Annotated in this window: 26 protein-coding genes; 16 read left to right on the forward strand and 10 right to left on the reverse strand. The window is 57.0% G+C overall.

What is annotated here, in order from left to right:
* Positions 1–132 precede the first annotated feature (132 nt).
* The 3 genes from AABB29_RS09670 (at position 133) to AABB29_RS09680 (ending at position 2,045) form a co-directional block, all read left to right on the forward strand.
* Positions 133–351, forward strand: coding sequence for a DUF465 domain-containing protein (locus AABB29_RS09670; protein WP_341367117.1), 219 nt, complete (start codon positions 133–135; stop codon positions 349–351).
* 136 nt (positions 352–487) lie between these two features.
* Positions 488–976 (forward strand): 5-(carboxyamino)imidazole ribonucleotide mutase, encoded by a 489-nt coding sequence (gene purE / locus AABB29_RS09675; protein WP_341367116.1) that lies wholly within the window; start codon positions 488–490, stop codon positions 974–976.
* Entirely contained in the window at positions 969–2,045 is a 1,077-nt protein-coding gene (locus AABB29_RS09680; protein WP_341367115.1) for a 5-(carboxyamino)imidazole ribonucleotide synthase, read from the forward strand. The genes purE and AABB29_RS09680 overlap by 8 nt, the downstream gene beginning before the upstream one ends.
* Before the next feature lie 14 nt (positions 2,046–2,059).
* Here the strand turns inward: AABB29_RS09680 and AABB29_RS09685 are convergent, their stop codons facing one another.
* From AABB29_RS09685 to ccoG, 9 genes are all read right to left on the reverse strand, one after another.
* Entirely contained in the window at positions 2,060–2,785 is a 726-nt protein-coding gene (locus tag AABB29_RS09685) for an alpha/beta fold hydrolase (RefSeq protein ID WP_341367114.1), read from the reverse strand.
* A 41-nt stretch (positions 2,786–2,826) separates the two neighbouring features.
* Positions 2,827–3,447, reverse strand: a complete 621-nt coding sequence (locus AABB29_RS09690; RefSeq protein WP_341367113.1) for a DMT family transporter — start codon at positions 3,445–3,447, stop codon at positions 2,827–2,829.
* A gap of 296 nt (positions 3,448–3,743) precedes the next feature.
* Positions 3,744–5,126: a DUF3179 domain-containing (seleno)protein gene (locus AABB29_RS09695; protein WP_341367112.1), complete on the reverse strand. Its 1,383-nt coding sequence runs from the start codon at positions 5,124–5,126 to the stop codon at positions 3,744–3,746.
* Positions 5,127–5,501: 375 nt separating this feature from the next.
* The gene (groL, locus tag AABB29_RS09700; RefSeq protein ID WP_341367111.1) at positions 5,502–7,148 is read right to left on the reverse strand and encodes a chaperonin GroEL; all 1,647 of its coding nucleotides are present in this window, start codon (positions 7,146–7,148) and stop codon (positions 5,502–5,504) included.
* A 72-nt stretch (positions 7,149–7,220) separates the two neighbouring features.
* Positions 7,221–7,505 carry a co-chaperone GroES gene (locus AABB29_RS09705; protein WP_339929426.1) on the reverse strand — a complete coding sequence of 95 codons (285 nt, stop codon included), beginning with the start codon at positions 7,503–7,505 and terminating at the stop codon, positions 7,221–7,223.
* A 121-nt stretch (positions 7,506–7,626) separates the two neighbouring features.
* Positions 7,627–7,785, reverse strand: coding sequence for a cbb3-type cytochrome oxidase assembly protein CcoS (gene ccoS, locus AABB29_RS09710; protein WP_341367110.1), 159 nt, complete (start codon positions 7,783–7,785; stop codon positions 7,627–7,629).
* Positions 7,782–9,929 carry a heavy metal translocating P-type ATPase gene (locus tag AABB29_RS09715; RefSeq protein WP_341367109.1) on the reverse strand — a complete coding sequence of 716 codons (2,148 nt, stop codon included), beginning with the start codon at positions 9,927–9,929 and terminating at the stop codon, positions 7,782–7,784. Before AABB29_RS09715 ends, ccoS begins: the two co-directional genes overlap by 4 nt.
* Complete coding sequence (locus tag AABB29_RS09720; RefSeq protein WP_341367108.1) at positions 9,926–10,378, reverse strand: FixH family protein; 453 nt, start codon at positions 10,376–10,378, stop codon at positions 9,926–9,928. Before AABB29_RS09720 ends, AABB29_RS09715 begins: the two co-directional genes overlap by 4 nt.
* Entirely contained in the window at positions 10,375–11,790 is a 1,416-nt protein-coding gene (ccoG, locus tag AABB29_RS09725; protein WP_341367107.1) for a cytochrome c oxidase accessory protein CcoG, read from the reverse strand. The genes AABB29_RS09720 and ccoG overlap by 4 nt, the downstream gene beginning before the upstream one ends.
* A gap of 340 nt (positions 11,791–12,130) precedes the next feature.
* Here ccoG and AABB29_RS09730 point away from each other — a divergent pair, with 340 nt between their 5' ends.
* The 5 genes from AABB29_RS09730 to AABB29_RS09750 all read left to right on the forward strand — a co-directional run bounded on the left by AABB29_RS09730 (position 12,131) and on the right by AABB29_RS09750 (position 17,963).
* Positions 12,131–14,560 carry an EAL domain-containing protein gene (locus AABB29_RS09730; protein WP_341367106.1) on the forward strand — a complete coding sequence of 810 codons (2,430 nt, stop codon included), beginning with the start codon at positions 12,131–12,133 and terminating at the stop codon, positions 14,558–14,560.
* A 39-nt stretch (positions 14,561–14,599) separates the two neighbouring features.
* The gene (locus AABB29_RS09735) at positions 14,600–15,832 is read left to right on the forward strand and encodes an MFS transporter (protein WP_373636895.1); all 1,233 of its coding nucleotides are present in this window, start codon (positions 14,600–14,602) and stop codon (positions 15,830–15,832) included.
* Positions 15,833–15,913: 81 nt separating this feature from the next.
* Entirely contained in the window at positions 15,914–16,564 is a 651-nt protein-coding gene (msrA, locus tag AABB29_RS09740) for a peptide-methionine (S)-S-oxide reductase MsrA (RefSeq protein ID WP_341367105.1), read from the forward strand.
* Between the two features lie 72 nt (positions 16,565–16,636).
* Positions 16,637–17,521, forward strand: coding sequence for a 50S ribosomal protein L11 methyltransferase (locus AABB29_RS09745; RefSeq protein WP_341367104.1), 885 nt, complete (start codon positions 16,637–16,639; stop codon positions 17,519–17,521).
* A 25-nt stretch (positions 17,522–17,546) separates the two neighbouring features.
* The gene (locus AABB29_RS09750; protein WP_341367103.1) at positions 17,547–17,963 is read left to right on the forward strand and encodes a hypothetical protein; all 417 of its coding nucleotides are present in this window, start codon (positions 17,547–17,549) and stop codon (positions 17,961–17,963) included.
* A gap of 86 nt (positions 17,964–18,049) precedes the next feature.
* On the opposite strand, the gene AABB29_RS09755 is transcribed toward AABB29_RS09750, so the two are convergent.
* Positions 18,050–18,259, reverse strand: a complete 210-nt coding sequence (locus tag AABB29_RS09755; RefSeq protein WP_341367102.1) for a DUF1127 domain-containing protein — start codon at positions 18,257–18,259, stop codon at positions 18,050–18,052.
* Between the two features lie 307 nt (positions 18,260–18,566).
* On the opposite strand from AABB29_RS09755, the gene ruvC reads away from it, so the two are divergent.
* The 8 genes from ruvC to AABB29_RS09795 all read left to right on the forward strand — a co-directional run bounded on the left by ruvC (position 18,567) and on the right by AABB29_RS09795 (position 24,259).
* A complete protein-coding gene (gene ruvC / locus AABB29_RS09760) occupies positions 18,567–19,073 on the forward strand; it encodes a crossover junction endodeoxyribonuclease RuvC (protein WP_341367101.1) in 507 nt (168 codons plus the stop codon).
* The gene (ruvA, locus tag AABB29_RS09765; protein ID WP_373636896.1) at positions 19,070–19,723 is read left to right on the forward strand and encodes a Holliday junction branch migration protein RuvA; all 654 of its coding nucleotides are present in this window, start codon (positions 19,070–19,072) and stop codon (positions 19,721–19,723) included. Before ruvC ends, ruvA begins: the two co-directional genes overlap by 4 nt.
* A 40-nt stretch (positions 19,724–19,763) precedes the next feature.
* Positions 19,764–20,783 (forward strand): Holliday junction branch migration DNA helicase RuvB, encoded by a 1,020-nt coding sequence (gene ruvB, locus AABB29_RS09770; RefSeq protein WP_341367100.1) that lies wholly within the window; start codon positions 19,764–19,766, stop codon positions 20,781–20,783.
* Between the two features lie 59 nt (positions 20,784–20,842).
* The gene (locus tag AABB29_RS09775; RefSeq protein ID WP_341369108.1) at positions 20,843–21,460 is read left to right on the forward strand and encodes a hypothetical protein; all 618 of its coding nucleotides are present in this window, start codon (positions 20,843–20,845) and stop codon (positions 21,458–21,460) included.
* On the forward strand, positions 21,457–21,843 hold the full coding sequence (ybgC, locus tag AABB29_RS09780) for a tol-pal system-associated acyl-CoA thioesterase (protein WP_341367099.1): 387 nt from the start codon (positions 21,457–21,459) through the stop codon (positions 21,841–21,843). The genes AABB29_RS09775 and ybgC overlap by 4 nt, the downstream gene beginning before the upstream one ends.
* Before the next feature lie 113 nt (positions 21,844–21,956).
* Positions 21,957–22,631 (forward strand): protein TolQ, encoded by a 675-nt coding sequence (tolQ, locus tag AABB29_RS09785; RefSeq protein WP_341367098.1) that lies wholly within the window; start codon positions 21,957–21,959, stop codon positions 22,629–22,631.
* 2 nt (positions 22,632–22,633) lie between these two features.
* Entirely contained in the window at positions 22,634–23,110 is a 477-nt protein-coding gene (locus tag AABB29_RS09790; protein ID WP_341367097.1) for an ExbD/TolR family protein, read from the forward strand.
* A 3-nt stretch (positions 23,111–23,113) separates the two neighbouring features.
* Entirely contained in the window at positions 23,114–24,259 is a 1,146-nt protein-coding gene (locus tag AABB29_RS09795) for an energy transducer TonB (RefSeq protein WP_341367096.1), read from the forward strand.
* The last annotated feature ends 36 nt before the right edge of the window (positions 24,260–24,295 follow it).

Below are 24,295 nucleotides of genomic sequence, written 5' to 3' on the forward strand. Positions count from 1 at the left end.
GGACATTCTGCACCGTAGTGAGGGGCGGGAATTGGTTTGGGTGCCGCAACCAGCCGTAACTCACTTTAGGAACTTCTTTGTAAGCTCCTTATCTGTTAGGGTGATCGCAAACGGAATTCGGGCGCATTACAGATGAATACATCCGCCAAGATGGAACAGGACGAGGTGCTTCGCGTAAAGCTTGAGGTGCTTAAGCGCGAACATCGGGACCTGGATGAGGCGATTGACGCCCTGCATGAGCGCAGCGCGTCTGACATGCTGACACTCAGGCGTCTTAAGAAGCAAAAGCTGGCGCTGAAAGATCAGATTGTTGCGCTTCAGGATCGGATTTTCCCCGATATCATCGCCTGAAAAATTGCGTTTGATAACATAGCCTGAACATATGGCATCACTGAATGCCTAAATCTTCGATTGTCGCCCAACAGACATTGCAGCCCACAGCGCCTTGGCTATAGTGCCGCTTCCTTTTGCTATGGGACTTTCAAACATGACCCAACCCTTGGTCGGTATTATCATGGGCAGCCAGTCTGACTGGCCCACCATGCGCGAAGCAGCAGATGTTTTGGATGAGCTGGGCGTGCATTTTGAGACGAAAATCGTCTCGGCCCACCGTACCCCGGACCGGTTATGGGACTACGGGAAAACGGCTGTGGATCGCGGCTTGCAGGCGATTATTGCAGGCGCAGGCGGCGCGGCGCATTTGCCCGGTATGATGGCCTCAAAAACCCGGGTGCCCGTGATTGGTGTGCCTGTGCAGACAAATGCGCTTTCTGGGGTTGATAGCCTTTATTCCATTTTGCAAATGCCCCGGGGTTTTCCGGTTGCGACTATGGCGATTGGTGCGGCTGGGGCAAAGAATGCGGGGCTGATGGCGGCCGGTATTCTGGCCTTGCAGGATGCCGAACTGGCCGAGCGTCTGGATGCCTGGCGTGCAGCTTTATCGGCCTCAATTCCTGATGAGCCGACAGATGACTAAGCCGCTGCCCGTGGGGGCGACCATTGGTATTTTGGGTGGTGGCCAGTTAGGCCGTATGTTGGCCGTTGCAGCTGCGCGGCTTGGGCTAAAAACCCATATCTTTGAGCCGGGCACAAACGTACCTGCAGGTGATGTTGCCCACCAGATGACCACCGCCAGCTATGACGATGCCGCGGCATTGCGCGCCTTTGGTGAAGCGGTGGATATCATCACCTATGAGTTTGAAAATATCCCAACATCGGCTCTGGATATTCTTGAGGCTCTGGCCCCCATCCATCCTGGCCGCAATGCGCTTGCTACCAGCCAGGACCGGCTGACTGAAAAGACTTTCCTGCAGGATTTGGGGCTTCAAACCGCGCCTTTTGCAGATGTTACCAGCATGGCTGATCTGGATGCTGCCATCGCGCAGATTGGAACCCCGGCGATCCTGAAAACCCGCCGTATGGGCTATGATGGTAAGGGACAAGCGCGGATCATGGCCCCGGGCGAGGCTGGCGCTGCATTTGATGCAATGGCCGGTGCGCCCGCCATATTGGAAGGGTTCGTGGATTTTAGCCATGAGGTCTCGGTGATTGGTGCGCGTAGCCCTGAGGGGGCCGTGGCCTGCTATGACCCGGGCGAAAATGTCCATTCAGATGGTATTTTGCGCACCACAACAGTGCCCGCCAAGCTAAGCCCAAGTCAGCGGACGGATGCGGTGTTGATCGCCGCGAAAATCCTGAATGCGCTGGATTATGTCGGCGTGCTGGGGGTCGAGCTTTTTGTGACGCCCCAGGCTTTGATCGTGAATGAAATCGCCCCGCGGGTGCACAATTCCGGCCATTGGACGCAAAACGGCTGCACAATCTGCCAGTTTGAACAGCATATTCGGGCGGTCGCGGGATGGCCTTTGGGCGATGGAGCGCGTCACGCCGATGTGGTGATGGAAAACCTGATCGGCGATGATATGGACCGCGTTCCTGCCTTGGCCAAATCGGGTGCGGCGATCCACCTTTATGGCAAGGCAGAGGTCAAGCCAGGCCGGAAAATGGGGCATGTGAACCGGGTTATCAAGGCAGTCGGGACCTGACCCTAAGGCCTGTCTCAGTCCGGCGCCAGAATGACGTCCAACAGATCCAGCGTGTGGTTGAAACGGCCTTCGCGCAGGAACAAAAGGACCTCTTCCATGACGACAGGGTTGTTCATCATGAAAGTATGCGTCACTGGCAAAACGATGAAATCGCGCATCCCGTCTAGCCGGGTTGAGGCGACAGATACTTTGCCGTCATCGGGCCCCTCAATCAGGGCGGAATAAACCGGGTTGAGGGTGCGATCACCGGCGATCACGCCGATCTCGTAGGGGATATCCTCAAGCGTATTTGGCACGCTATCACTATCGGTTCCCAGTTGAAGCCCCGCAGGTCCGTTGACCCATTGAAAGGGTTCAAAATCACCAAAAACATCGACCAGTTCAGACCCGCTATTGGGCGGCCCAAGCATGACGACGCGGCCCATCTTGGCGGGTCGTTGATTGGTCAGCCAGGCACGGACAAGAATACCGCCCAAGGAATGGGTCACAAAATGCACACGCCTGTCGCCACATGCGGCCACATCCTCGGCGACATGTTCTTCGACCAAGGTCTGGATTGTGGCAGTCGTGGAGGGATAGCCGCGATTGACCACCAGATAACCTGCGTTCTCAAGATAGAACTGCATCGGGGTCAGGGATATCTCGCTCCGGGCAAGACCGTGAAACAGGACCACGCAATCCTCTGCCAGGGCGGCAGAACTGGTGAATATCGCAAAGATGGTCAGGCAAAGACGTTTCATGTGTTTAGATGTAGCATAGCTCGCGCGTTGCGAAAGCTCCTCTATTTTGCGGGACGCAACGATACGGCAATGCCGCCCAAGACAAGCGCCCCGGCAATGATCAATCGCAGGTTCAGCGTCTCACCTAGCAGGATGACACCGGCCAGCACGGCAATGACGGGCACGCTCAGCTGCGCGATCCCAGCCATGGTTGTGGGCAGTTGCGGCAAAACGCGATACCACAGCGCATATCCCAGGCCCGAGGTTATGGCCCCAGCGACAATGGCGGTGATCAGCCCGCCAAGCGGCGGCATCGCCGCGATACCGGGCAATGCCACCAACGCCACGGTTGGCAGGCATAACAGAAAATTGCTTGCGGTAGCGCCCAGCGCATCAGGCTCGGTGCGCCCCAGCAGCGTGTATGCCGCCCAGCTGATGCCCGCCGCGGTCATTGAAAGAGCACCCAAAGCAGGGGGCGGCGTTGCGCCGCTGGGCCAGAGCAAAATGCATAGCCCAACCAAGGCAATACCGGCGCCCAGCCAGCGCATCGGGGGGATATTTTGGCGCTCAATGACCGCCCAGCCAAAGACAACGACCTGCAAGACGCCAAAAAGGATCAATGCACCAAGCCCTGCATCTAAGGTGATGTAGGCCCAGGAAAACCCGATCATATAGATGGCCAACGCCAACGCGCCTGCAAATCTTTTGGGGATCAATACGGCAGGGGGGCTGCTGGCGCCCGGCGACCAGAACCCAAAGCATGGCCGCACCTGCGGCGGTGCGGATCGCGGCAAATGCCATAGGGTCCATACCAAACTGGGCGACGCCAACCCGGTTCAGGATCGAATTTGCGGCAAAGGCCACCATGGTCAGGGTAACAAGCAGAAACAGCGTCATATGTGTGGGGCCTATTGCGTTTCCCGCCACTTGACCCGGCAGGAGGGCATGGCGCAAGCCCCCTGTTATCACCCCTGCGTCATCATGATGGTGTCCAAAGCAATGTGGTGGGGTGAAATTGCGACCATGCGAACCAAAAGGCCTGGTGACTGCCTAGATCCGTACCATCTGTGCCGACAGCCCTGATCCCACCTGCATCAAGACGCAACCGCACGTTTTCATATCCGATCTCGACCCCTTGTTGCAGCGCGGCAAAGGCGGTGGCACGTGGAAAGGCGACGGGTTTGCCGCTGGCGGTCACAACGCCGATCACATCCTCATGGACCGGCAGGCGCGGATCAACATTGCCCACCGGAAAGATCGGGCCATCCGCATCGCGGCCATTGCGGAAATCGAAATCGCGGCCAAGTGCGAGCGCTTCGACCAGCACGGTGGTTTGCGGATATTGCGCCTTCCAGGTGCCCCAATCGGTGGTGATGACAGTGGCCTGTTCCAGCTGAACCCCGCGATCAGCCAGCGGGCCGGTCACGGCATGGCCGAGGAATGTATCGAACACAGAATATGTATTCAGATCATACATCACCTTATTTGAACGGATCAAAAGACCCGATGTGCGCAGGATCGGCCGGTCGATCCCACCAGGCAGCTGATCGGTGAAATAGGCCTGTGCGGCGCCGCAGAGGGTGCAATAAGGAATACCCAAATCGCGCCCGCCAAGCGTGTCATTGACCATCTCGCGCACTTCCATGATGCGGCGCGGATAGGCGCGATATTCGCCATTCACTGCGATGCCAAAGACGATATCATCGTCTTTCAACCAGGTCGCATCGGCGGCGCTGCTCACCTCAGGGTTATCGGCCGCAGGAATGCAATTGCAGGGATCATCCGTGGTATCATAGGGCCGGTTGTCAATATTGACGCCGCCCCAGGACACCATCCGCCAATCGATGTCACCTTCGATAAAGATACGCTCCCACCCTGGTACAAACTGGGTAAAGATGGCGCGTTTTGCCTCCAGATAGCCCGGATAGGCCGGAATATCCCATGCGATCAGATGATCGGTTAGCTCGCCCCAGCGGGCGATGGATTGATATTCAATCTGCAAAAGCGCAGCGCCCGCATTGGCAAGGGCCGTGTCAAATTCAGCCCGCCAGGTAAAGCGCATCATATCCGCAATGACCCATGCCAGTCGTGGATCGCCGGATTCGGTGATCTCGGACAGCGCGATCTGTTGGTCGTGTCCCCAAGCGGACTGGGCAAGGCTATCGATGAAGACGACACGCACTGCATCCTGCAGATGTCGGGGCAGGGGCCCCTCTGGCACCGCGGGCGGTGTGCCGAATTCGGCGATCACATATTCCGGCAGCGGGGCGGTATCGGCAACGGTGGCCGAGGGTCGCAATGGGATCGCGAGCAGGGACAGCAAAAACAATAGGGATAGAGTGTTGGGGAAAATGCGTCTCATCAGCGAACCTTTCCAGAACAATGCGCAATTTTGCAAAGGGGGCGAAAAATCCCCCGGCGCAAACGTTGTTTCAGAAAATAGCCGGTTTGCGGATCACAATTACCCCAATTTGCCGTGATCAGCGCCGGGGGGCAGCCCTTGGAAAAATGAAAAGAGCGGCCCAGAAGGACTGCCCTTTAAGATTTTGTGCAGAATGCGGGGCCAAAGCTCTCGGCATTTTCTACGAAGACGCCTGCCGCTTTGCTGCCTGCGCCGAAACGCGAAAGGGGCGCCCAAGTAGAGCGCCCCTCTATTCTTCACTTTACATGTTCTCGGCATTCGCTGCGCAAACGCCTGCCACATGATCGTCGTTTTTGCCCAAGGGCAAAGAACGACTTACATCATGCCGCCCATGCCGCCCATGTCGGGCATGCCGCCGCCGGCAGCTGCTGCGCCTTCTTTGGCTGGCTTGTCTGCAACCATGGCTTCGGTTGTGATCAACAGACCAGCAACAGAAGCAGCGTCTTGCAGCGCTGTGCGGACAACTTTGGCAGGGTCGATTACGCCGAAGCTGAACAGATCGCCATATTCTTCGGTCTGTGCGTTAAAGCCGAAGGATGCATCATCGCTCTCACGGATTTTGCCGGCAACAACAGAGCCGTCAACACCAGAGTTTTCAGCGATCTGACGCAGAGGCGCTTCGATTGCTTTCTTAACGATTGAGATACCAACGTTCTGGTCAGAGTTTGCGCCTTCCAGACCTTCCAGCGCCTTACCGCCTTGGATCAGTGCAACACCGCCGCCGACAACAACGCCTTCTTGAACAGCAGCGCGTGTCGCGTTCAGGGCGTCATCGACGCGGTCTTTACGCTCTTTGACTTCCACTTCGGACATGCCACCAACGCGGATCACAGCAACACCGCCTGCCAGTTTGGCAACGCGCTCTTGCAGCTTTTCACGGTCGTAATCGGACGATGTTTCTTCGATCTGGCCGCGGATCTGGTTGACCCGTGCTTCGATCTCGGCCTTGTCACCTGCACCGTCGACGACAGTTGTTTCGTCTTTGGTGATGTTAACGCGCTTGGCAGAGCCCAGCATGTCGATCGTGACATTTTCCAGCTTCATGCCCAGATCTTCTGAGATGACCTGACCACCTGTCAGGATCGCGATGTCCTGCAGCATGGCTTTACGGCGGTCGCCGAAGCCAGGGGCTTTCACAGCAGCGATTTTCAGACCGCCGCGCAGTTTGTTGACAACCAGAGTTGCCAGCGCTTCGCCCTCAACATCTTCAGCGATGATCAGCAGGGGCTTGCCAGACTGGATCACAGATTCCAGCAGGGGAACCATTGGCTGCAGCGAAGACAGTTTCTTTTCGTGCAGCAAGATGATCGCATCTTCCAGCTCGGTTGTCATTTTGTCAGGGTTGGTGACAAAGTAAGGGGACAGGTAACCGCGGTCGAACTGCATGCCTTCAACAACATCGGTTTCTGTTTCCAGACCTTTGTTTTCCTCAACGGTGATGACGCCTTCGTTGCCAACCTTCTGCATCGCGTCAGCAATCTGCTTGCCGATTTCAGCTTCGCCATTGGCAGAAATTGTCCCAACCTGGGCCACTTCGTCGCTGTCGGAAACCGGACGAGACGCTGCTTTGATCGCTTCAACAACTTTTGTTGTCGCCAGATCGATGCCGCGCTTCAGGTCCATTGGGTTCATGCCAGCAGCAACGGATTTCATGCCTTCGCGGACAATCGCTTGGGCCAGAACTGTTGCTGTTGTTGTACCGTCACCGGCTTCGTCGTTGGTGCGGCTGGCCACTTCTTTGACCATCTGCGCGCCCATGTTTTCGAACTTGTCTTCCAGCTCGATCTCTTTGGCGACAGAAACACCATCTTTGGTGATGCGTGGGGCGCCGAACGATTTGTCCAGAACCACGTTGCGGCCCTTGGGGCCCAGAGTAACCTTCACCGCGTTGGCGAGGGTGTTGACACCTGTCAGCATGCGATTGCGTGCTTCTGTGTCGAATTTGACGTCTTTAGCAGCCATTTTCATGTGCTCCTTCAATTTCGATAATATCTCAGCGTTGGGTGCACAGGTCTGCGCACCACATCACAGGGCTTACATGGTGCCCAGAATGTCGCTTTCTTTCATGATCAACAGATCTTCGCCGTCGATCTTGACTTCGGTGCCGGACCATTTGCCAAACAGCACTTTGTCGCCAGCTTTGACGGCCATCGGGATCAGCTCACCGCTGTCCTTGCGGGCACCTTCGCCGCAAGATACGATCTCGCCTTCGGCAGGTTTTTCTTTGGCGCTGTCAGGAATGATCAGACCGCCCGCTGTCTTTTCGTCACTTTCAATGCGACGGACCAGTACACGGTCGTGAAGTGGTGTAAATGCCATTTCAGAACTTCTCCAGTTCGTGTTTCTCCCACGTTAGCACTCACCAAGGTTGAGTGATAACGGAGCGTAAGTAGGAAACACCCAAGCCCGAGTCAACAGGGCGATGCGAAGAATACAAAAATCAGCGGGAAGGCGGCGGCGTATCATCGTCTGACAGGATGCGCCAGGCATCCCCATCCAGATCATCATATTGGTTTGACCGCAAAGTCCACAGAAACGCAGCCAGCCCAAGACCGCCAAGGATGAGCGACACAGGGATCAAGAAAACAAGCACATTCATAGCCGCCCTCTTAGCCGCAAAGCGTTCAAAAGAACAGTGATGGAAGAGGCCGACATCGCAATTGAGGCGATCAGCGGTGTGGCAAATCCCGCCAGTGCAACGGGCACGGCGATCACGTTATATATTGTCGATATGGTAAAATTTTCGACAATGCGGGCCTTGGCCGCACGGGCGACGGCGGGCAGCTCAATCAATGGGGTCAGGCTGTCATTCAGCAGCACGATATCCGAGGCGGCACGCGACGCATCTGCCGCGCTCGCAGGTGAGACCGAGGCATGCGCCGCCGCCAAAGCCCCGGTATCATTCAGCCCGTCCCCGACCATAAGAACATGCGCACCTGCATCGGCCAGCTTGGCAATATAGGCGATCTTGTCTTTGGGTTGGGCCTCTGCCTGCCATGATGAAATGCCCAGTTGCTGGGCAATCGCGGCGGTCTCGGCAGGGTCATCGCCCGACACCAAATGCACGGACAACCCCAGCTCCTGCCAGCTGTGCACCAATGCTTGGGCACCCTCGCGCAGTGCCGCGCGCAAGGTGATCTTTTGCGGGCGATTGTCGCCGATCTGAACATAGGTACCGCGCCCCGCGCCCAACCAATGGCCCGCGCCCAGCCGCACATCTTGGCCTTGATAGATCGCGCTGATCCCCTTGCCGGGATGTTCCTGCTGGTCGGTAATTTTCGCGGCTGTCACACCGTCCAACGATGCGGCAATGGCCTGTGATATCGGATGGGTCGCGTTTTGGGTCAGCGCAAGGGCGACGGCTTGGGTCTGCGGATCAAGCGTTTCGCGGGCAGCGCTGGGCATGGTCAATGTGCCTGTTTTGTCAAAAACAACCGTGTCTACCTCGGCCAGACGTTCAAGCGCGGTGCCGTCCTTCACCAACAGCCCGGCCCGAAACAGGCGTCCCGCCGCCGTGGTCGATACCGCAGGCACGGCAAGGCCCATGGCGCAGGGACAGGTGATAATCAGCACTGCTACAGCGATGTTGAGCGACAGACGGAAGTCGCCGGAATAAAGCATCCATCCGGCAAAAGCCGCGACGGCCATCAGATGCACAACCGGGGCATAGACCGCAGCGGCCCGGTCGGCAGCTGCGGTGTATTTGTTGCGGACGGCCTCGGCCTCGTCCACCATGGTGACCATTTTGCGCAACGTTGTGTCTGCGCCGACCGTGTCCGCGCGGATGATCAGTGGGCCGGTCATATTGACCTCTCCTGCGGTGACTTTTGTGCCAACCTGCGCGGTAGCAGGGCGGCTTTCGCCGGTCAGCAATGCGCGGTCCAGCTGGCTTTGCCCTTCGGTCACCGTGCCGTCGACAGGGATACGTCCGCCGGGCAAGACCTGCACCAGATCGCCGATCGCCAGCGCGGCAAAATCCACCATTTCCCTTGTATCGCCGGCAAGGCGCATGACACGCGGCGCTTCAAGGGCCGAAAGTTGCGCGGCGGCGGACGCGGCGGCCTTGCGGCTGCGATGATCCAGATAACGCCCGATCAGCAAAAAGAAAGTCAGTGTGACGGCGGCATCAAAATAGGAATGCGCACCGCCATAAAGGGTCTCATAAAGCGAAATCCCTGAGGCCAGCAGAATCGCCAGTGAGATCGGCACATCCATATTGACCTTGCCCACTTTCAATCCGCGCCAGCCATTTGCGAAAAAGGGCTGCGCCGCATAGATCAGCGCCGGGATTGCGATGCAGGCGGTGATCCAGTGGAACATATGCATCGTGGCGCCAACCGCGCCAGACCAGACCGCGACGGATAGCAACATGATGTTCATATTGGCAAAGCCGGACACCGCCAGACGGGTCATCAGTCCCCGCCCATAAGCATCGGTCTCATTGCCCAAAAGGCTGCGATCCAGCAATCGCGCTTCGTAGCCGGCCAGCTCTAAGGTGTCGATCATCGCCTCTGGTGTGACGGGCTGATGGGTGCCCACGGTCACCCGTTTCATCGACAGGTTCACGCGGGCACTCGCCACGCCGTCCATCGCGCAGAGCGCCCGCTCGACCCCGTTGATACAGGCGACGCAATGAATGCCCGGCAAGGAGAGCATGATCTGCGCGGACCCGTTCGCCGCCGCTTTTTCCAGCGGGGCTTCGGGCAGGCCGATACAGGCCGGGCAGGCGGCGGCTTCGCTCATTGGGCGGTGATCGGAAAGCGGCGGCGGAACTTGGTCCCGTCAGGGGCAATCAATTCCAGCCGCAGGTTCCAATACCCGTCTTGGGCAGTGACAGGCGCGGTCAATGCGCGGCCATCCCAAGTGAAGGCAGGTGTGCTGTCTTCGCCCGTATTTGTGGCACGGCCCAGGACGGCCCGGGTGACTTCGGCCTCGACCGGCGTGCCTGCAGCGTCTTGGATGGTAACGCGCAGGACACCGCCAGTGATTGTGGCCGAGACATCCCAGCGCAGCGCGTTTTGCGCGGCGCGGTCGGCCTCAAATTGTTGGCTGACCACATAGGAATTGCGGGTCTCGACCCCCGGAAAAGTCGCGATTGCATTAAAGGCCAGCGTCAGATTGACGGCCAGGATGATGCCAAATCCGCCGACCATCAGGGCCAGCATATGCCATCCAGTGAATTCACGGGTCATTGTTGGGCTCTCCCATTGAAAATCGTGTCTTTATGCGCCCGCTCGCCCGAAACGAGATCCTCGACCCAGAACCGCAGATCAACCCGGTCGCGGCTGGCTGCCGGATCATTTGGGCGGGCCGAGACATAGACGCGTTGCAGATAGGTTTCATTGGCCGGGACCATGATGCCGCGCTGGCCCGTGCCTTCCAGATCGATGCGCAGGGTGTCATCAGCGCTGAGCGACAGATGAAACATCCGGTCCTCCCCATGTTTATTGAGCAGGCGAATGTCATAGATATTGCGTATCGTTCCATCGCTGAGCGTCACAAAGGTCGGGTTACGGATCGGGGAGACGGTCATCTCGATCTCGGCCCGGATGAACAATGCAAAGACAAGCCCGACCCCGATGGCGGCCCACAGAGATGTGTAAAGTACCGTTCTGAAACGGAAAACATGCTGCCAGAGCTTTTTGGCCGGTTTGCCCTTTGCCTCTTCTTCCTGATCCGACAGGGCCAGATAATCGATCAGCCCCCGGGGTTTGCCGATTTTTGCCATGACATCATCGCAGGCGTCGATGCAAAGCGCGCAGGTGATGCATTCCATCTGTTGCCCATCGCGGATGTCGATGCCCGCAGGGCAAACATTTACGCAGGCCATGCAATCGATGCAGTCGCCGGTGGTGTTGTCATGCTTCTTGCCGCGTGGCTCACCCCGCCAATCGCGGTAGGCGACGGTCAGGGTTTCAGGATCCATCATCGCTGCCTGAATACGCGGCCACGGGCACATGTAGTTGCAGACCTGTTCGCGCATGAAGCCACCAAAGACAAAGGTGGTTGCCGTCAGAATGCCAATTGTGGCCCAGGCGATAGGAGGGGCTTGCAAGGTGATCAGGTCATGCGCAAGGCGCGGCGCATCGGCGAAATAGAAAACCCACGCCCCACCAGTGGCCAATGCGATCAACAGCCATACTGCCCATTTTATCAACCTTAACCGTATCTTACGGGCAGACCAGTTTGCATTCCAAAGTCGTACCCGCGCGTTTCGGTCCCCTTCGATCCAGCGTTCAACCAGAATGAAAAGATCCGTCCAAACGGTCTGCGGGCAGGTATATCCGCACCACACACGGCCAAGCGCTGAGGTAAACAAAAACAGGCCGAGGCCGGCCATTATGAGTAGTCCGGCGACGAAGTAGAATTCGTGGGGCCAGATTTCGATCCAGAAGAAATAGAACCGCCGATGCGCCATATCCACGAGCACGGCCTGATCGGGCAGGTTCGGGCCGCGGTCCCAGCGAATCCATGGCGTCAGATAATAGATGCCCAAGGTCACGCCCATCACCCACCATTTCAGGTTCCGGTAGAAGCCTTTGACTTTACGCGGAAAAATCGGCTCTCGCGCGGCGTAAAGTGGCTGGTTCTCGGCTGAGGACATCGCTTACCTGCAAAGAAAGGGTTCTGTTCGCAGGATCGCTTTTAAAGGCTGGGCGGGTTTGGTCCTTGATGTGGATCAAACAGGCGCATGGGCCGGGTTAACGCGCCCATTGGCCGATTAGCGGGATATGCATTGCGTAAATATCTTGTACATATCCTGTACGTACACGAGACCTGATCGGCATGGGATAAAGGCGCCGTGCGTTACGGGACGTGACAATGCACTACTTTTGCAATTATCGACATACATATTCGCTTTTTATTAACCTTTGGGTTGATCTGGCGGGCTATCGCCTGTCTGATTGGGCGCAAGAAATTCTGTAATTGGTTAGGACGTCGCATTGTATCAGGGGAGTGTTCAGGTCTCACCAGCTGACCGCCAGCTGATCGCCGCGCTGATGCAGCCCGTCGCCCTGTCGGACCGTTTCGGCCGCATCCTGGTGCAGAACGATGCGTTCACCCAAATCCAGACCGATACGTTACATGATCCGCTCAGGCGCAATGTCGCAGATTTTCTGGATGCGGCGACACAGCCAGGTTTTGCAGCCTTCCAAGAACAAATCGCTGCTGACACAGTGGACCCCGCATTGCGATTTGAAAGCACGGTTTCACTGGCCGGGACGGTCTATGCGCTGGTGCTGTCGCCCTTTCATGCCGAGAGCAAATCGGGCTTGATCCTGTGCCAGCTCGTGCCGCTGACGCGCGCAGCTGACGCCCGGCTTGACTATTTGTTAGAGCATTTTGATCAAGGCATCTGGGAGCATGACCTGCGCACGGGCAGCTTTTGCGTCTCAAAGGTTTGGCGCAGTATGCGCGGTCTTTCGGACGACGCGCCTATTTTGGGATATGAAGATGACTGGCTGAATGATGTGCATCCCGATGACCGGGATGAACTGCGCGATGCGGTCGACCGTCAGGCCGGTGGCGATATGGATACGATCCATATCCAATATCGCCAGCGTCATGCCGATGGGCACTGGATGTGGATCCTTTGCCGTTCAAAAATTGTGGAGATGACAACCGACCGTCGGCCGCTGCGCATTGTGGGCACTGATACGGATATTTCCGAGATGCACCGCCGGGAAAGTGATATGCGCCAACTGACAAATAAATTCAAAATGGCCATCGATGTGTCGCGCATTGGTATCTGGGAATATGATCCTGCAACGAACAGTGTGCATTGGGATGACCGCCTGCTTGAGATTTACGGTAGGGAAGGCGAGGACAATATCAGGTCCGGCGATTCCTGGGAGACATATATTCACCCTGACGATCAATCCCGGGCAATTGCCCTTGCTGAGGAAAGCCTGCGTAACCGCACGGAATTTATCGCTGATTTTCGTATCACGCGTCCAGATGGTGAAATCCGCTATGTGCGTAGCCTGTCCCGCTTTACGGAAGACCAAATTCAGCAAGACAAGCTCATCGGCGTGAATATCGACATCACGGATGAGTACCGGCGCAATCTGGAACTAGAGCAGGCCCGCGCAAAGCTGGAATATGATTCCAATCATGATGCGCTGACCGGGCTTGCCAATCGCCGATTGCTTGATGAGCGCACGAAGACCCGGTTTTCCAATCTTGGCCCGGCGGATCGCTATGCCGTTTTGCATATCGATCTGGACCATTTCAAACAGATCAACGACACGTTCGGCCATCCCGCCGGAGACGCGGTGCTGATCCATGTTGCGACCGAATTGCGGTCGATCATTGGGACCCATGGCCTGGCAGCCCGCACGGGCGGCGACGAATTTGTCGTGTTCTTTGAGCACGCGCCCAAAGATGTGCTGCTGCAGGGGATCTGCAAAGCGATCATCGCAACGCTTCGCCAGCCATTTATCTATGATGGCCAACACTGCGTGTTGGGGGCAAGCATCGGATGTGCCATCGGGCAGGGGGCCCCCAAGCACTCTAATGACGTCTTTGTTCAGGCGGATGCCGCGCTTTATGCCGCAAAGCAGGCCGGGCGCGGATGCTATTGCTTCTTTGACTCCATGACGCCGATTGGCACCAGCGCCGAATATGGTGCCCGTCAGGCCCTGATCGATGCGTTGTCCCATGACGAATTATGCTGCTATTTCCAGCCCCAATATGCCGCCCGCGGCGGCCAGATGGTTGGGGTTGAGGCGCTTGTTCGCTGGGAATGCCCAGATCGTGGACTGTTGCTTCCGCATATGTTTATGCCGCAGGCCGAAAGCGCGGGTCTGACCGACCGGATTGATGCCTATGTTTTTGAACAAGTCATTGCCCTGCAATCGCAATGGTTTACCCAAGGCATTGAATATCCCCCTGTTGCGATCAACGTTTCGCGCCAACGGTTCGAATCAGATGAGCTGCTGGATCATGTGCGCGCCCGGCTAAAACCGCATCACGCCATCGTCTTTGAGCTGCTTGAGACCGCTTTTTTGGATAATCTTTCGGATGATCAACTGGATCGGATCACTGCTTTGCGTGCCCTGGGCATCGGTATTGACCTGGATGATTTTGGGTCCGGCCATTCTTCGATTGCCGCTTTGCAGGCCGTCCGGCCGGACCGTATCAAGGTTGACCAAAGCCTTGTTGCCCCGCTGACATTTCGGTCTGATCAGTTGAAGACCTTGCAATTGCTGTCGCAGATTGCCCGCCTAGAGGGCGTGGGCATTGTTGTTGAAGGTCTGGATGCTTCTGATCATTTGACCGCCATCAACACGCTGGATTGCGATGTTTTGCAGGGCTTTGCCTTGAAACGCCCCATGCCCCTTGATGCGTTTGAGGCGTTGTTGCGCGATTGAGCCTCGCTTTTGCGCTGCAAGCGGCGTAACCCTGCTGTCATGAAGATCGTCCGTCTTGAGGATGCCCATCGTCTGCCCGTCTGGCGCAGGCCTGCGACGCTGTTATTTGTCATGGCGATGGCCATGCCTGTTGCTTTTGCGACCTGGTCCGCCCTGTTGAATAACTTCGTGATCGAAGTGGCCGCCTTTGATGGATCGGATATCGGCTGGCTGCATAGCGTCCGCGAAATTCCCGGCTTTTTTGCCATTGGTGTCATTGCCCTGATCATGTTTATCCGTGAACAGGTTTTGGGCCTTATTTCCCTGATTTTGCTGGGTGCTGCGACTGCGGTCACCGCCCAGTTCCCGCAGATGGCCGGTATCCTGACCGTCACGATGCTGTCGTCGATCGGCTATCATTATTATGAGACCGTCAATCAATCATTGCAGCTGCAATGGATCGACAAGGCCCGCGCCCCGCAAATGCTGGGCTGGCTTTTGTCGGCTGGTTCCGCCGCCACCTTGGTCGTTTACGTCTTGATCGCCCTTAGCTGGGATCGCTTTAGTCTGACCTATAGTTTTGTCTACTGGATGGCCGGCGGCTTTACCGCGCTTGTCGCCCTGTTTTGCCTGATTGCCTATCCCCAGTTTGAATCCCCCCATCCGCAGCTGAAGACCTTTGTTCTGCGCCGCCGCTATTGGCTGTATTATGCTTTGCAGTTCATGTCTGGTGCCCGCCGCCAAATCTTTTTGGTCTTTGCCGCCTTTATGATGGTCCAGAAATTTGGGTTTGAAGTCCACCAGACCACCCAGCTTTTCATGATCGCTTTGGTCGTCAATATCGTGGTTGCCCCGGTGCTGGGCCGGATCGTTGCCTATTTTGGCGAACGCCGTGCCCTGGTTGTTGAGTATATCGGCCTTTGCATCGTTTTTGCCGCCTATGCCGGTATCTACTATCTGCATTGGGGCGTGGTTCTGGCCGTTGTCTTATATGTTGTGAACCAGATTTTCTTTAGTCTGGCCCTGGCGATTAAGACCTATTTCCAGAAGATCGCTGATCCGCAGGATATTGCCCCGACCGCCGCTGTTGCCTTTACCATCAACCATATTGCGGCGGTGTTTCTGCCCGTCGCGCTGGGCTATGTGTGGGATTATTATTCGCCGGGTTTGGTTTTTGTTCTGGCGGTTGCCATGGCCTTTGGATCGCTCGTTCTGTCCTTGCTGATCCCCCGCCATCCGGCCCCCGGCCATGAGACCGTGTTCCAAACCCGTCTATTCGCCCCGGCAGAATAGCCTACACGCAAACGTGGTCAGATCGCTCTGGTGCGTGGCTGCCCCCGTCCTATCTAAGAGAAAACAAAACGGAGTTTTCAGATGTTTTTCAAACAACGGTCCAAGTCTGAAATGGTGACCCAAGATGCCGCATTGCCGGGCCGCCAAACGCCGATTCCGACGGCGCAGACCCATTTCATTTATCAAACGCCCTTGCAGACGGATATCCCCCCAGGATCCGAGCAGGCCATGTTCGGGATGGGCTGCTTTTGGGGTGTTGAGCGGATGTTCTGGGCGCTTGAAGGCGTGCAGATGACCATGGTGGGCTATGCGGGCGGTTACACGCCCAACCCAACCTATGAAGAAGTATGCACCGGCAAGACCGGCCATAACGAGGTTGTCCGCATCATCTTTGATCCCGCAGCGATATCCTATGACCGGCTGCTACAACAATTCTGGGAAGGTCATGACCCGACCCAAGGGATGCGCCAAGGCAATGATGCGGGCACGCAATACCGGTCGGGGATCTATACCTATTCGCAGGCCCAAAAAACAGCCGCCGACGCGTCAAAAACGGCCTTTGCCCCACGCCTTTCTGAGGCCGGCTACGGTGCCATCACGACCGAGATCGTCGATGCGCCGACCTTCTATTATGCCGAGGATTATCATCAGCAATATCTGGCCAAAAATCCTGCGGGCTATTGCGGGCTTGGGGGAACCGGCGTGACCTGCCCGATTGGCGTTGTCAGCTGACACCCCCACGACGCCTTGACCCGTTCTAGTCCAGGGCCTAACCGGGTGCCGGAAACTTGGAAGGCACCCGATATGACAACATATTCCGCTCTGACCACTTTGACCGGCGAAGACGCGGCCTATGCGCTTGCCGATGCGATGGAGACTATCACGCCTGAACCCACGGGCGTTGGCGTGTTTGAGCTAGAAGACGGATCAGGCCTGTGGGAGGTCGGTGGCTATTTTACCGATGCGCCCGATGCTGCGGCCTTGGCTGTGTTGTCGGCCCTTCATCAATCAAAGCCCTTCCTGATTTCGGAAATTCCCGACCAGGATTGGGTATCAAAAGTGCAGCGTGATCTGCCGCCCGTCGAAGCGGGCCGTTTTTTTGTTTATGGCGCGCATGATGCGGACAAAGTGCCGGATGACAAGATTGCGCTGCGGATTGAGGCGGCGATGGCCTTTGGGACGGGGCATCACGGAACAACTTTGGGATGTCTGCGCGCCTTTGATCATTTGCTGAATGAGGGTTTTGCTGGCGGGTGTATTCTGGATGTGGGCTGCGGTACGGCCGTGCTGGCGATGGCTGCGGCCAAGGTGCTGCCCGATGTGATTCTGGCCAGCGACATTGATCCGGTTGCTGTCGATGTCGCCGCTGCAAATGTGGCAGCAAATGGGCTGGCTGGCCGGGTCGATTGTGTGGTCGCTGCGGGATTCGCAGCGCCTGAATTGGCAGATCATGCGCCATATGATCTTGTCTTTGCCAATATTTTAAAGGCCCCTTTGATCGGTTTGGCACCTGATATGGGACGCCATGTCGCGGATGGGGGCTATGTGATTCTCTCTGGTATCTTGAATGAACAGGCCGATGAGGTGGTCACCATTTACGCAGAAAACGGGTTCAATCTGTTTAAAAAAGACCAGATTGTTGACTGGACGACACTGGTTATGAGCAAAAACGCACCAAAAGGGGGATAAATTTCGATACCGCGTGCGAAACGGCTTGTTTTCAGCGATTTTGTTAGGGAACAATGCCATATTGTTTGAGAGAGTTGATTTTTTGGAGGGTCTGATGGCTCAAGCCCATGTACCATTCGATAAACGTTTGAAGCGGATCGTGCGCAATCATGACCGCATGGCGAACGGTGTCGTGAAAACCGTAAACTCTGATGGCCTGATCGTGGTCAAGCCGCGGGTGTTCAAACCGCGTTTTCCGCTGAAGGGTCTTTTGGCAATTGTTGTTCTCGGCTTCCTGTTTAAGGGCGTCATCTATGCAACTTTGGGATCCGAGCAATACGCAGAGCGCGTTGCTGTTCTTCAGCAGGGTTCAATGCTGGAGCAAGCGGGCGCTTGGATCATGCAGCCTGACCCCGCAACACTGCTGGTCGCAGAAGGTGTTGGTACAGTCCTGTCCCAGTAATTTTAGCTTCTCTTATCGAAAAGGCCGCGCCCTGAATTGGTGCGGCCTTTCGCGTTTTACCGTGGTGATGTTTGCGGCTTGCCCGTCTAGCGGCTTGTCCGGCGTGCAACCTCTGCGATGTCGCCGCGACTAAGGCCGATATCGTCCAATTCGCGGGCTGTCAGTTTCGACAAAGTTTTGCGTGTGATGCGGGCGTCATTCCAGCTTGCGACGGTCGCAAAAGCTGATCCGAAAAACGATGTGAAGTGACCGGCGGAGTGGCCGGTCGAAGGGCGGGTTGTGTCAAAAGCGGCCATGGCCATCATCCTTATGTATGCAGCATCGCTGCGTTATTCTGATGCGCCGCATGTAGGCCCGATTTCCAAATCTGACTAGTGACATTTTGGCAAAGGACATATGCGTTTTCATCATGCCTCATTTTTGGGCGCATTTTGCCGTAAATCGTTTATTTACAAATGTTTAAACCCGTCGCTTTTGAGGGGTCTTTTGTCGCCTTTGCTGCGGGTTGATCTGCCTTCTGCAAAATAACCACTGTCAAACCCACTTGGTCTTTGTTCGCCTTTTGTGCTAACCCTGTCGCAACACTATAAAAAGGGGCGAGCGATGCGTGTTTTGGGGATTGATCCCGGTCTGCGCAATATGGGCTGGGGGGTCATTGATGTGTCAGGCCCGCGTCTGAGCCATGTTGCCAATGGCATTTGCCGCTCAGCCGGGGATGATCTGGCGGTTCGGCTTTTGTCATTGCATGATCAATTGACCGATATTATTGCCACCCATCGCCCGGATGTCGCTGCTGTTGAGCAAACCTTTGTCAATAAGGATGGTGCGGGTACGCTGAAGCTGGGCCAGGCCCGGGGCATTGCCATGCTGGTCCCCGCCCAGGCGGGTTTGCCCATTGGCGAATATGCCCCCAATGCGGTCAAAAAGGCTGTGGTCGGCGTTGGCCATGCCGAGAAGGCCCAGATCCTGCATATGGTCAAGCTGCAGCTTCCTGGTGTTCAGGTTGCTGGCCCGGATGCGGCTGACGCCTTGGCGATTGCCATTTGTCACGCCCATCACGCCCAATCTGCCGGCACATTGGCCCAAGCTTTGGCAAAGGCAACCGCATGATTGGCAAAATCGCAGGCCGTCTGGAATATCGCAGCACCGATCATGTCCTGATCGATGTGCGCGGCGTTGGCTATATTGTCTATGTTTCGGACCGTGTCATGGCAGGCTTGCCTGCCAATGGTGAGGCGGTCGCCCTTTATACCGATTTGCTGGTCCGCGAGGATAATCTGCAGCTATTCGGTTTTACGACCTTGATCGAGAAGGAGTGGCACCGTTTGCTGATGTCCGTCCAGGGCATTGGGGCCAAAGCCTCAATGGCCATATTGGGTACGATTGGCGCCGAAGGCGTCAGCCGTGCCATTGCTTTGGGCGATTGGAGCGCCATTGCCAAGGCCAAAGGTGTTGGCCCCAAGACCGCGCAACGTGTTGCGATTGAGCTAAAGGATAAGGCCCCCAATGTCATGGCCATGACAGGCGCAGAGCCGGAGGCGGATGACGTGATCGAAACAGAGGCTCCGGCCCCTGTTCGCCGTGCGTCCCCCCCAAAAGCGAACCCGGCGCAGGCCGAAGCCCTGTCTGCCTTGGGCAATCTGGGTTATGCCCCCGGTGATGCCGCCGCCGCCGTTGCCGAGGCGATTGGCGCAGAGCCTGATATGGATACTGCCGGTTTGATTCGCGCGGCCTTGAAGTTATTGGCCCCGAAAGGGTAGGCAGTAACGCGTGGGTTTCACCCACCCTACGGAGCATGGCATGAGTGATATCGATCCGATGATGCGCCCCGACCCGCAGCCTGAGGATGCGGATCGTGCGCTGCGTCCGCAGACTTTGGATGAGTTTATTGGTCAGCGCGATGCTCGTGCCAATCTGAAGGTCTTTATCGAAAGCGCGCGCCGCCGGGGTGAGGCGATGGATCATGCGCTGTTTCATGGCCCGCCCGGTTTGGGCAAGACCACGCTGGCCCAGATCATGGCCCGCGAATTGGGCGTGAACTTCCGTATGACCTCGGGGCCTGTGCTTGCCAAGGCGGGAGATTTGGCAGCGATTCTAACCAATCTGGAAGCCCGTGATGTGCTTTTCATTGATGAAATCCACCGCTTGAACCCTGCGGTGGAAGAGGTGCTGTATCCCGCGCTGGAAGATTTTGAGCTGGATTTGGTCATCGGTGAAGGCCCAGCAGCCCGCACGGTTCGGATCGAGTTGCAGCCCTTTACCCTTGTGGGGGCCACTACCCGGATGGGTTTGCTGACCACCCCTTTGCGGGATCGCTTTGGTATTCCGACCCGGCTTGAGTTTTACACCGAAGACGAGTTGCATCAAATCGTCACGCGCGGCGCGCGGTTGATGGGGGCGCCTGCCTCGGATGATGGGGCCGCAGAGATTGCAAAGCGTGCCCGCGGCACCCCGCGGATTGCGGGCCGTCTTTTGCGCCGGGTTGTGGATTTTGCGATTGTCGAAGGGGATGGCACAGTAACGCAGGCCATTGCAGACCGCGCGCTGACCCGGTTGGGTGTCGATCATTTAGGGCTGGATAATGCTGATCGCCGGTATTTGCGTTTGATTGCTGAAAGCTATGGTGGCGGGCCAGTGGGCGTTGAGACCATCTCGGCGGCTTTGTCGGAAAGCCGCGATAGTCTTGAAGATGTGATCGAGCCCTACCTGCTGCAGAAAGGGTTGATCCAACGCACGCCTCGTGGCCGGATGCTGGCGCAGGCGGCTTGGACACATTTGGGGTTAGCAGCGCCAAAACCACAGAGTGATTTGTTTGGGTAGGGCGATCAAATTTCGCGAAATTTGATCTTGCCTCGGGCGGGAGTATTTTGGGCAAAATGATGGATGATGTTGCGCAATTCTTTACACGTGCCGATGACGCCTATGTGTTTGCCCGTTGGGGTCGGCCGATTGTCCCGGTTGTTTTTGGTGTGGATGATGCCACCCTTTCGGTTTTCAAAGGTGCGATTGAGGCGCTTGTGCTGCTTGCTGATCATCAAATGGCCGAGACCGATCCGGAACTGGGCGTCAATGTCATGATGTTCTTTTGTCGCGATTGGGCGGAATTGCCGGATGTCCCCAATCTTGATCAGCTTGTGCCCGATTTGATCCCGCTTGTCGCCAAGCTACAAGCCGCAGATGCCAATCAATACCGGATCTTCCGCTTTGATCCGTCGGGTGCCATCAAGGCCTGTTTTGTTTTCCTGCGGATGGATGCGCATTTGGAGGCGGTGCCCGCCGACACATTGGCCCTATCCCAGGCCGCGCAGTTGATTCTGTTGTGGTCCGATACCGCGTTTGACCAAATGCCGCCCCTGGCAGTCATCGAAGGGCAGGCGGTTCTGCGCCCAGAGATTGCCGATGTCATTCGCGCCGCCTATGATCCGGTCATGCCAGCTGCCGCGCAGGATGCCAGCCATGCGTTGCGCCTGGCTGCAAGGATGACGAGGCCGGCATGATCCATCAGTTTCCTATTCGCGTCTATTATGAAGACACTGATCTGGCGGGCATTGTCTATTATGCCAATTATCTGAAGTTCATCGAGCGTGCCCGTAGTGAATGGGTCCGCGAGATGGGGATTGATCAGGTTCAGATGAAGGCGGAGGGTCTTGTCTTTGCCGTCCGCCGTGTTGAGGCGGATTATCTGATACCTGCGAAGTTTGATGATGAATTGCTGGTCGAGACGGCCATGGAAGAAGGCTCTGGCGTGCGGCTGGTCGTCCGGCAGGATGTCAAACGCGGCCCGGATCTGCTGTTTTCTGCCATTGTCACCATCATTTGCATGAACGAAACGGGCTCAGTCATGCGTCTTCCGGCGGCAATTCGCCGTCCTATGCACTAAAATACAGCCCTTTTTGCAGATGTGATGCGGGATTGGTTGGATTTCCCCGCGACGATGCGTTATGCTTTGTCCTAATCAGAGCCCAAAATGGGCCAACAGGCAGAGCAGGCATTATGGAAGTAGCACACGACTTCACCATGTGGGCGCTATTCGCGCGCGCAACCATTACCGTAAAAATCGTCATGATCATGCTGATCGTCGCATCCGTTTGGTGCTGGGCCGTGATCATCGACAAGACCCTTCAATATCGCAAAGCCCGTGCTGAGGCGGGTGTTTTTGATCGCGCATTCTGGTCGGGTGAGCCGCTTGATGGCTTGTTTCACAAGATCGGCACGGACCCTGACGGCCCGTCCGAAAAGATTTTCGTCGCGGGCATGACCGAATGGCAGCGTTCCCACAAAGAGGATGGCGATTTGATTGCCAATGCCACCTCGCGCATTGACCGTTCGATGGATGTGGCGATTTCCAAAGAGGCCTCGCGCCTGCAAAAAGGGCTGCCTGTGCTGGCCACGGTCGGTTCAACCGCCCCTTTCGTGGGTCTTTTTGGGACCGTTTGGGGCATTATGAATGCTTTTATCGAGATCGCTGAGGCGCAGACCACCAATCTGGCTGTTGTTGCCCCGGGCATCGCCGAGGCCTTGCTGGCCACTGGTTTGGGTCTGCTTGCCGCTATTCCGGCCGTGATTTATTACAACAAGCTTTCAGCAGATAGCAGCCATATCCTGAGCGGGTATGAAGCTTTTGCTGATGAGTTCGCCACGATCCTTAGCCGCCAGTTGGATAGCTGATCATGGGCGCCGGTGTCATGAATGGTGGCGGTGGCGGAGATGGCGGCAGACGTGGTCGCCGCCGGTCCCGCCGGACCCAGCCGATGTCCGAGATCAACATCACGCCCTTTGTGGATGTGATGTTGGTTTTGCTGATTATCTTTATGGTCGCCGCCCCTTTGTCCGTCGTCGGCGTTCCGGTTGAGCTGCCCCAATCTGCCGCTGACCCTTTGTCCGGTGATGAAGAAGAGCCATTGACAGTGACCATCACGCTTGAAGGTGCTGTCATGATCCAAGAGACCGAGACCGCCCAGGATGAGCTGGTGGCCCGGCTTACGGCCATTGCCGCCGAGCGTGACAGCAACAAGATTTTCCTGCGCGCTGATGGCCGCAATAACTGGAACCGTGTCGCCGAGATTATGGGTCTGCTGAATGCGGCGGGCTTCTCGGATATTGGTTTGGTCACGGATGTTGCGACGCCTGCAGGTTCTGGCGGGTAAGCCATGCGCACGACCGGCACCACAGTTTCTGCAATTGGCCATGCCGGGTTGATCGGTTGGTTGATCTTGGGCTGGGGCTTTGACGCCGAGCCGTTGGAGTTTTCGACAACCACGGTCACGGTGATCAGTGGTGAAGAATTTGAACAGGCCCAAGCCGCAAGCACCCCGGACCCCGGCGCTGCGGACCCGGCCACACCGACCCCGCCCGAAGTTGACGTAACGCCACCATCCGCACCTGCTGCTCAGGAGCCGCCGGACCCAACCCCGCTGCCTGATCCGGTTGAGCCTCCGGCCGAGGACACACCGCCACCGTCTGCCCCTGTGCCGCCAGCACCCGCAGATGTGAGTGACGATCTGCCGATTGAACCACCGGCCCCCGTCACTCCGCCGCCAACGCCCGATGTTGAGATCTCTGATCGCCCGACCCCACGGCCGGCTGAACGTATAACGTCGCAGCCCAACGACCCGCCGCCGCCGGACGCGAGCGTGGATGATATCGTGCGCGAATCTGTCGCGCCAGATGACGACGCCCCTGCGGATATTGTCGCGGAAGAGCAGGACCCAACCGCGCCTGAAGCCAGTGCGCCTGAGATCGCTATTGCTGACGAAGAGCCGTCAACCGTGCTTGAGACATCAATGCGCCCGCAAGTCCGCCCGTCCCGCCCAGAGCCACCTGCGCCTGAGCAGGTGGCAGAGGTTGCAGACACTCAGGAACCGGTTGAACCTACTGAGCCAGACACCAACGCGGCGGATGCGGCCGCAGAGGCATTGGCAGAGGCATTGGCCGAGGCCACGGCTGAGCCGGCGGCAGAGGCACCTGCAGCCGATCCCGGTCCCCCGATGTCCGGTGCCGAGCGTGACAGTTTCCGGATTGCTGTGAACGGTTGTTGGAATGTTGACCCCGGATCAGTTGCTTCCCGGGTGACTGTGGAGGTTGGGTTTAATCTGGACCGCAATGGCCTTGTCCAAGGTGATGTACGCTTGATTTCATCAAACGGAGATCAAGCTTCTACAAATACAGCCTTTGAGGCGGCGCGGCGGGCCATCCTGCGCTGTCAGTCTGGCGGTTATCAGCTGCCTGCGGAAAAGTATGAGCAATGGAAAGAAGTCGTTATCACATTCGATCCAAGTGGGATGAGGCTGCGGTGACGGATGATGAAGGAATGCCCCGATCGCGCCCTCAAT

This window comes from Yoonia sp. BS5-3 (assembly GCF_038069655.2).
Lineage (GTDB): Bacteria > Pseudomonadota > Alphaproteobacteria > Rhodobacterales > Rhodobacteraceae > Yoonia > Yoonia phaeophyticola.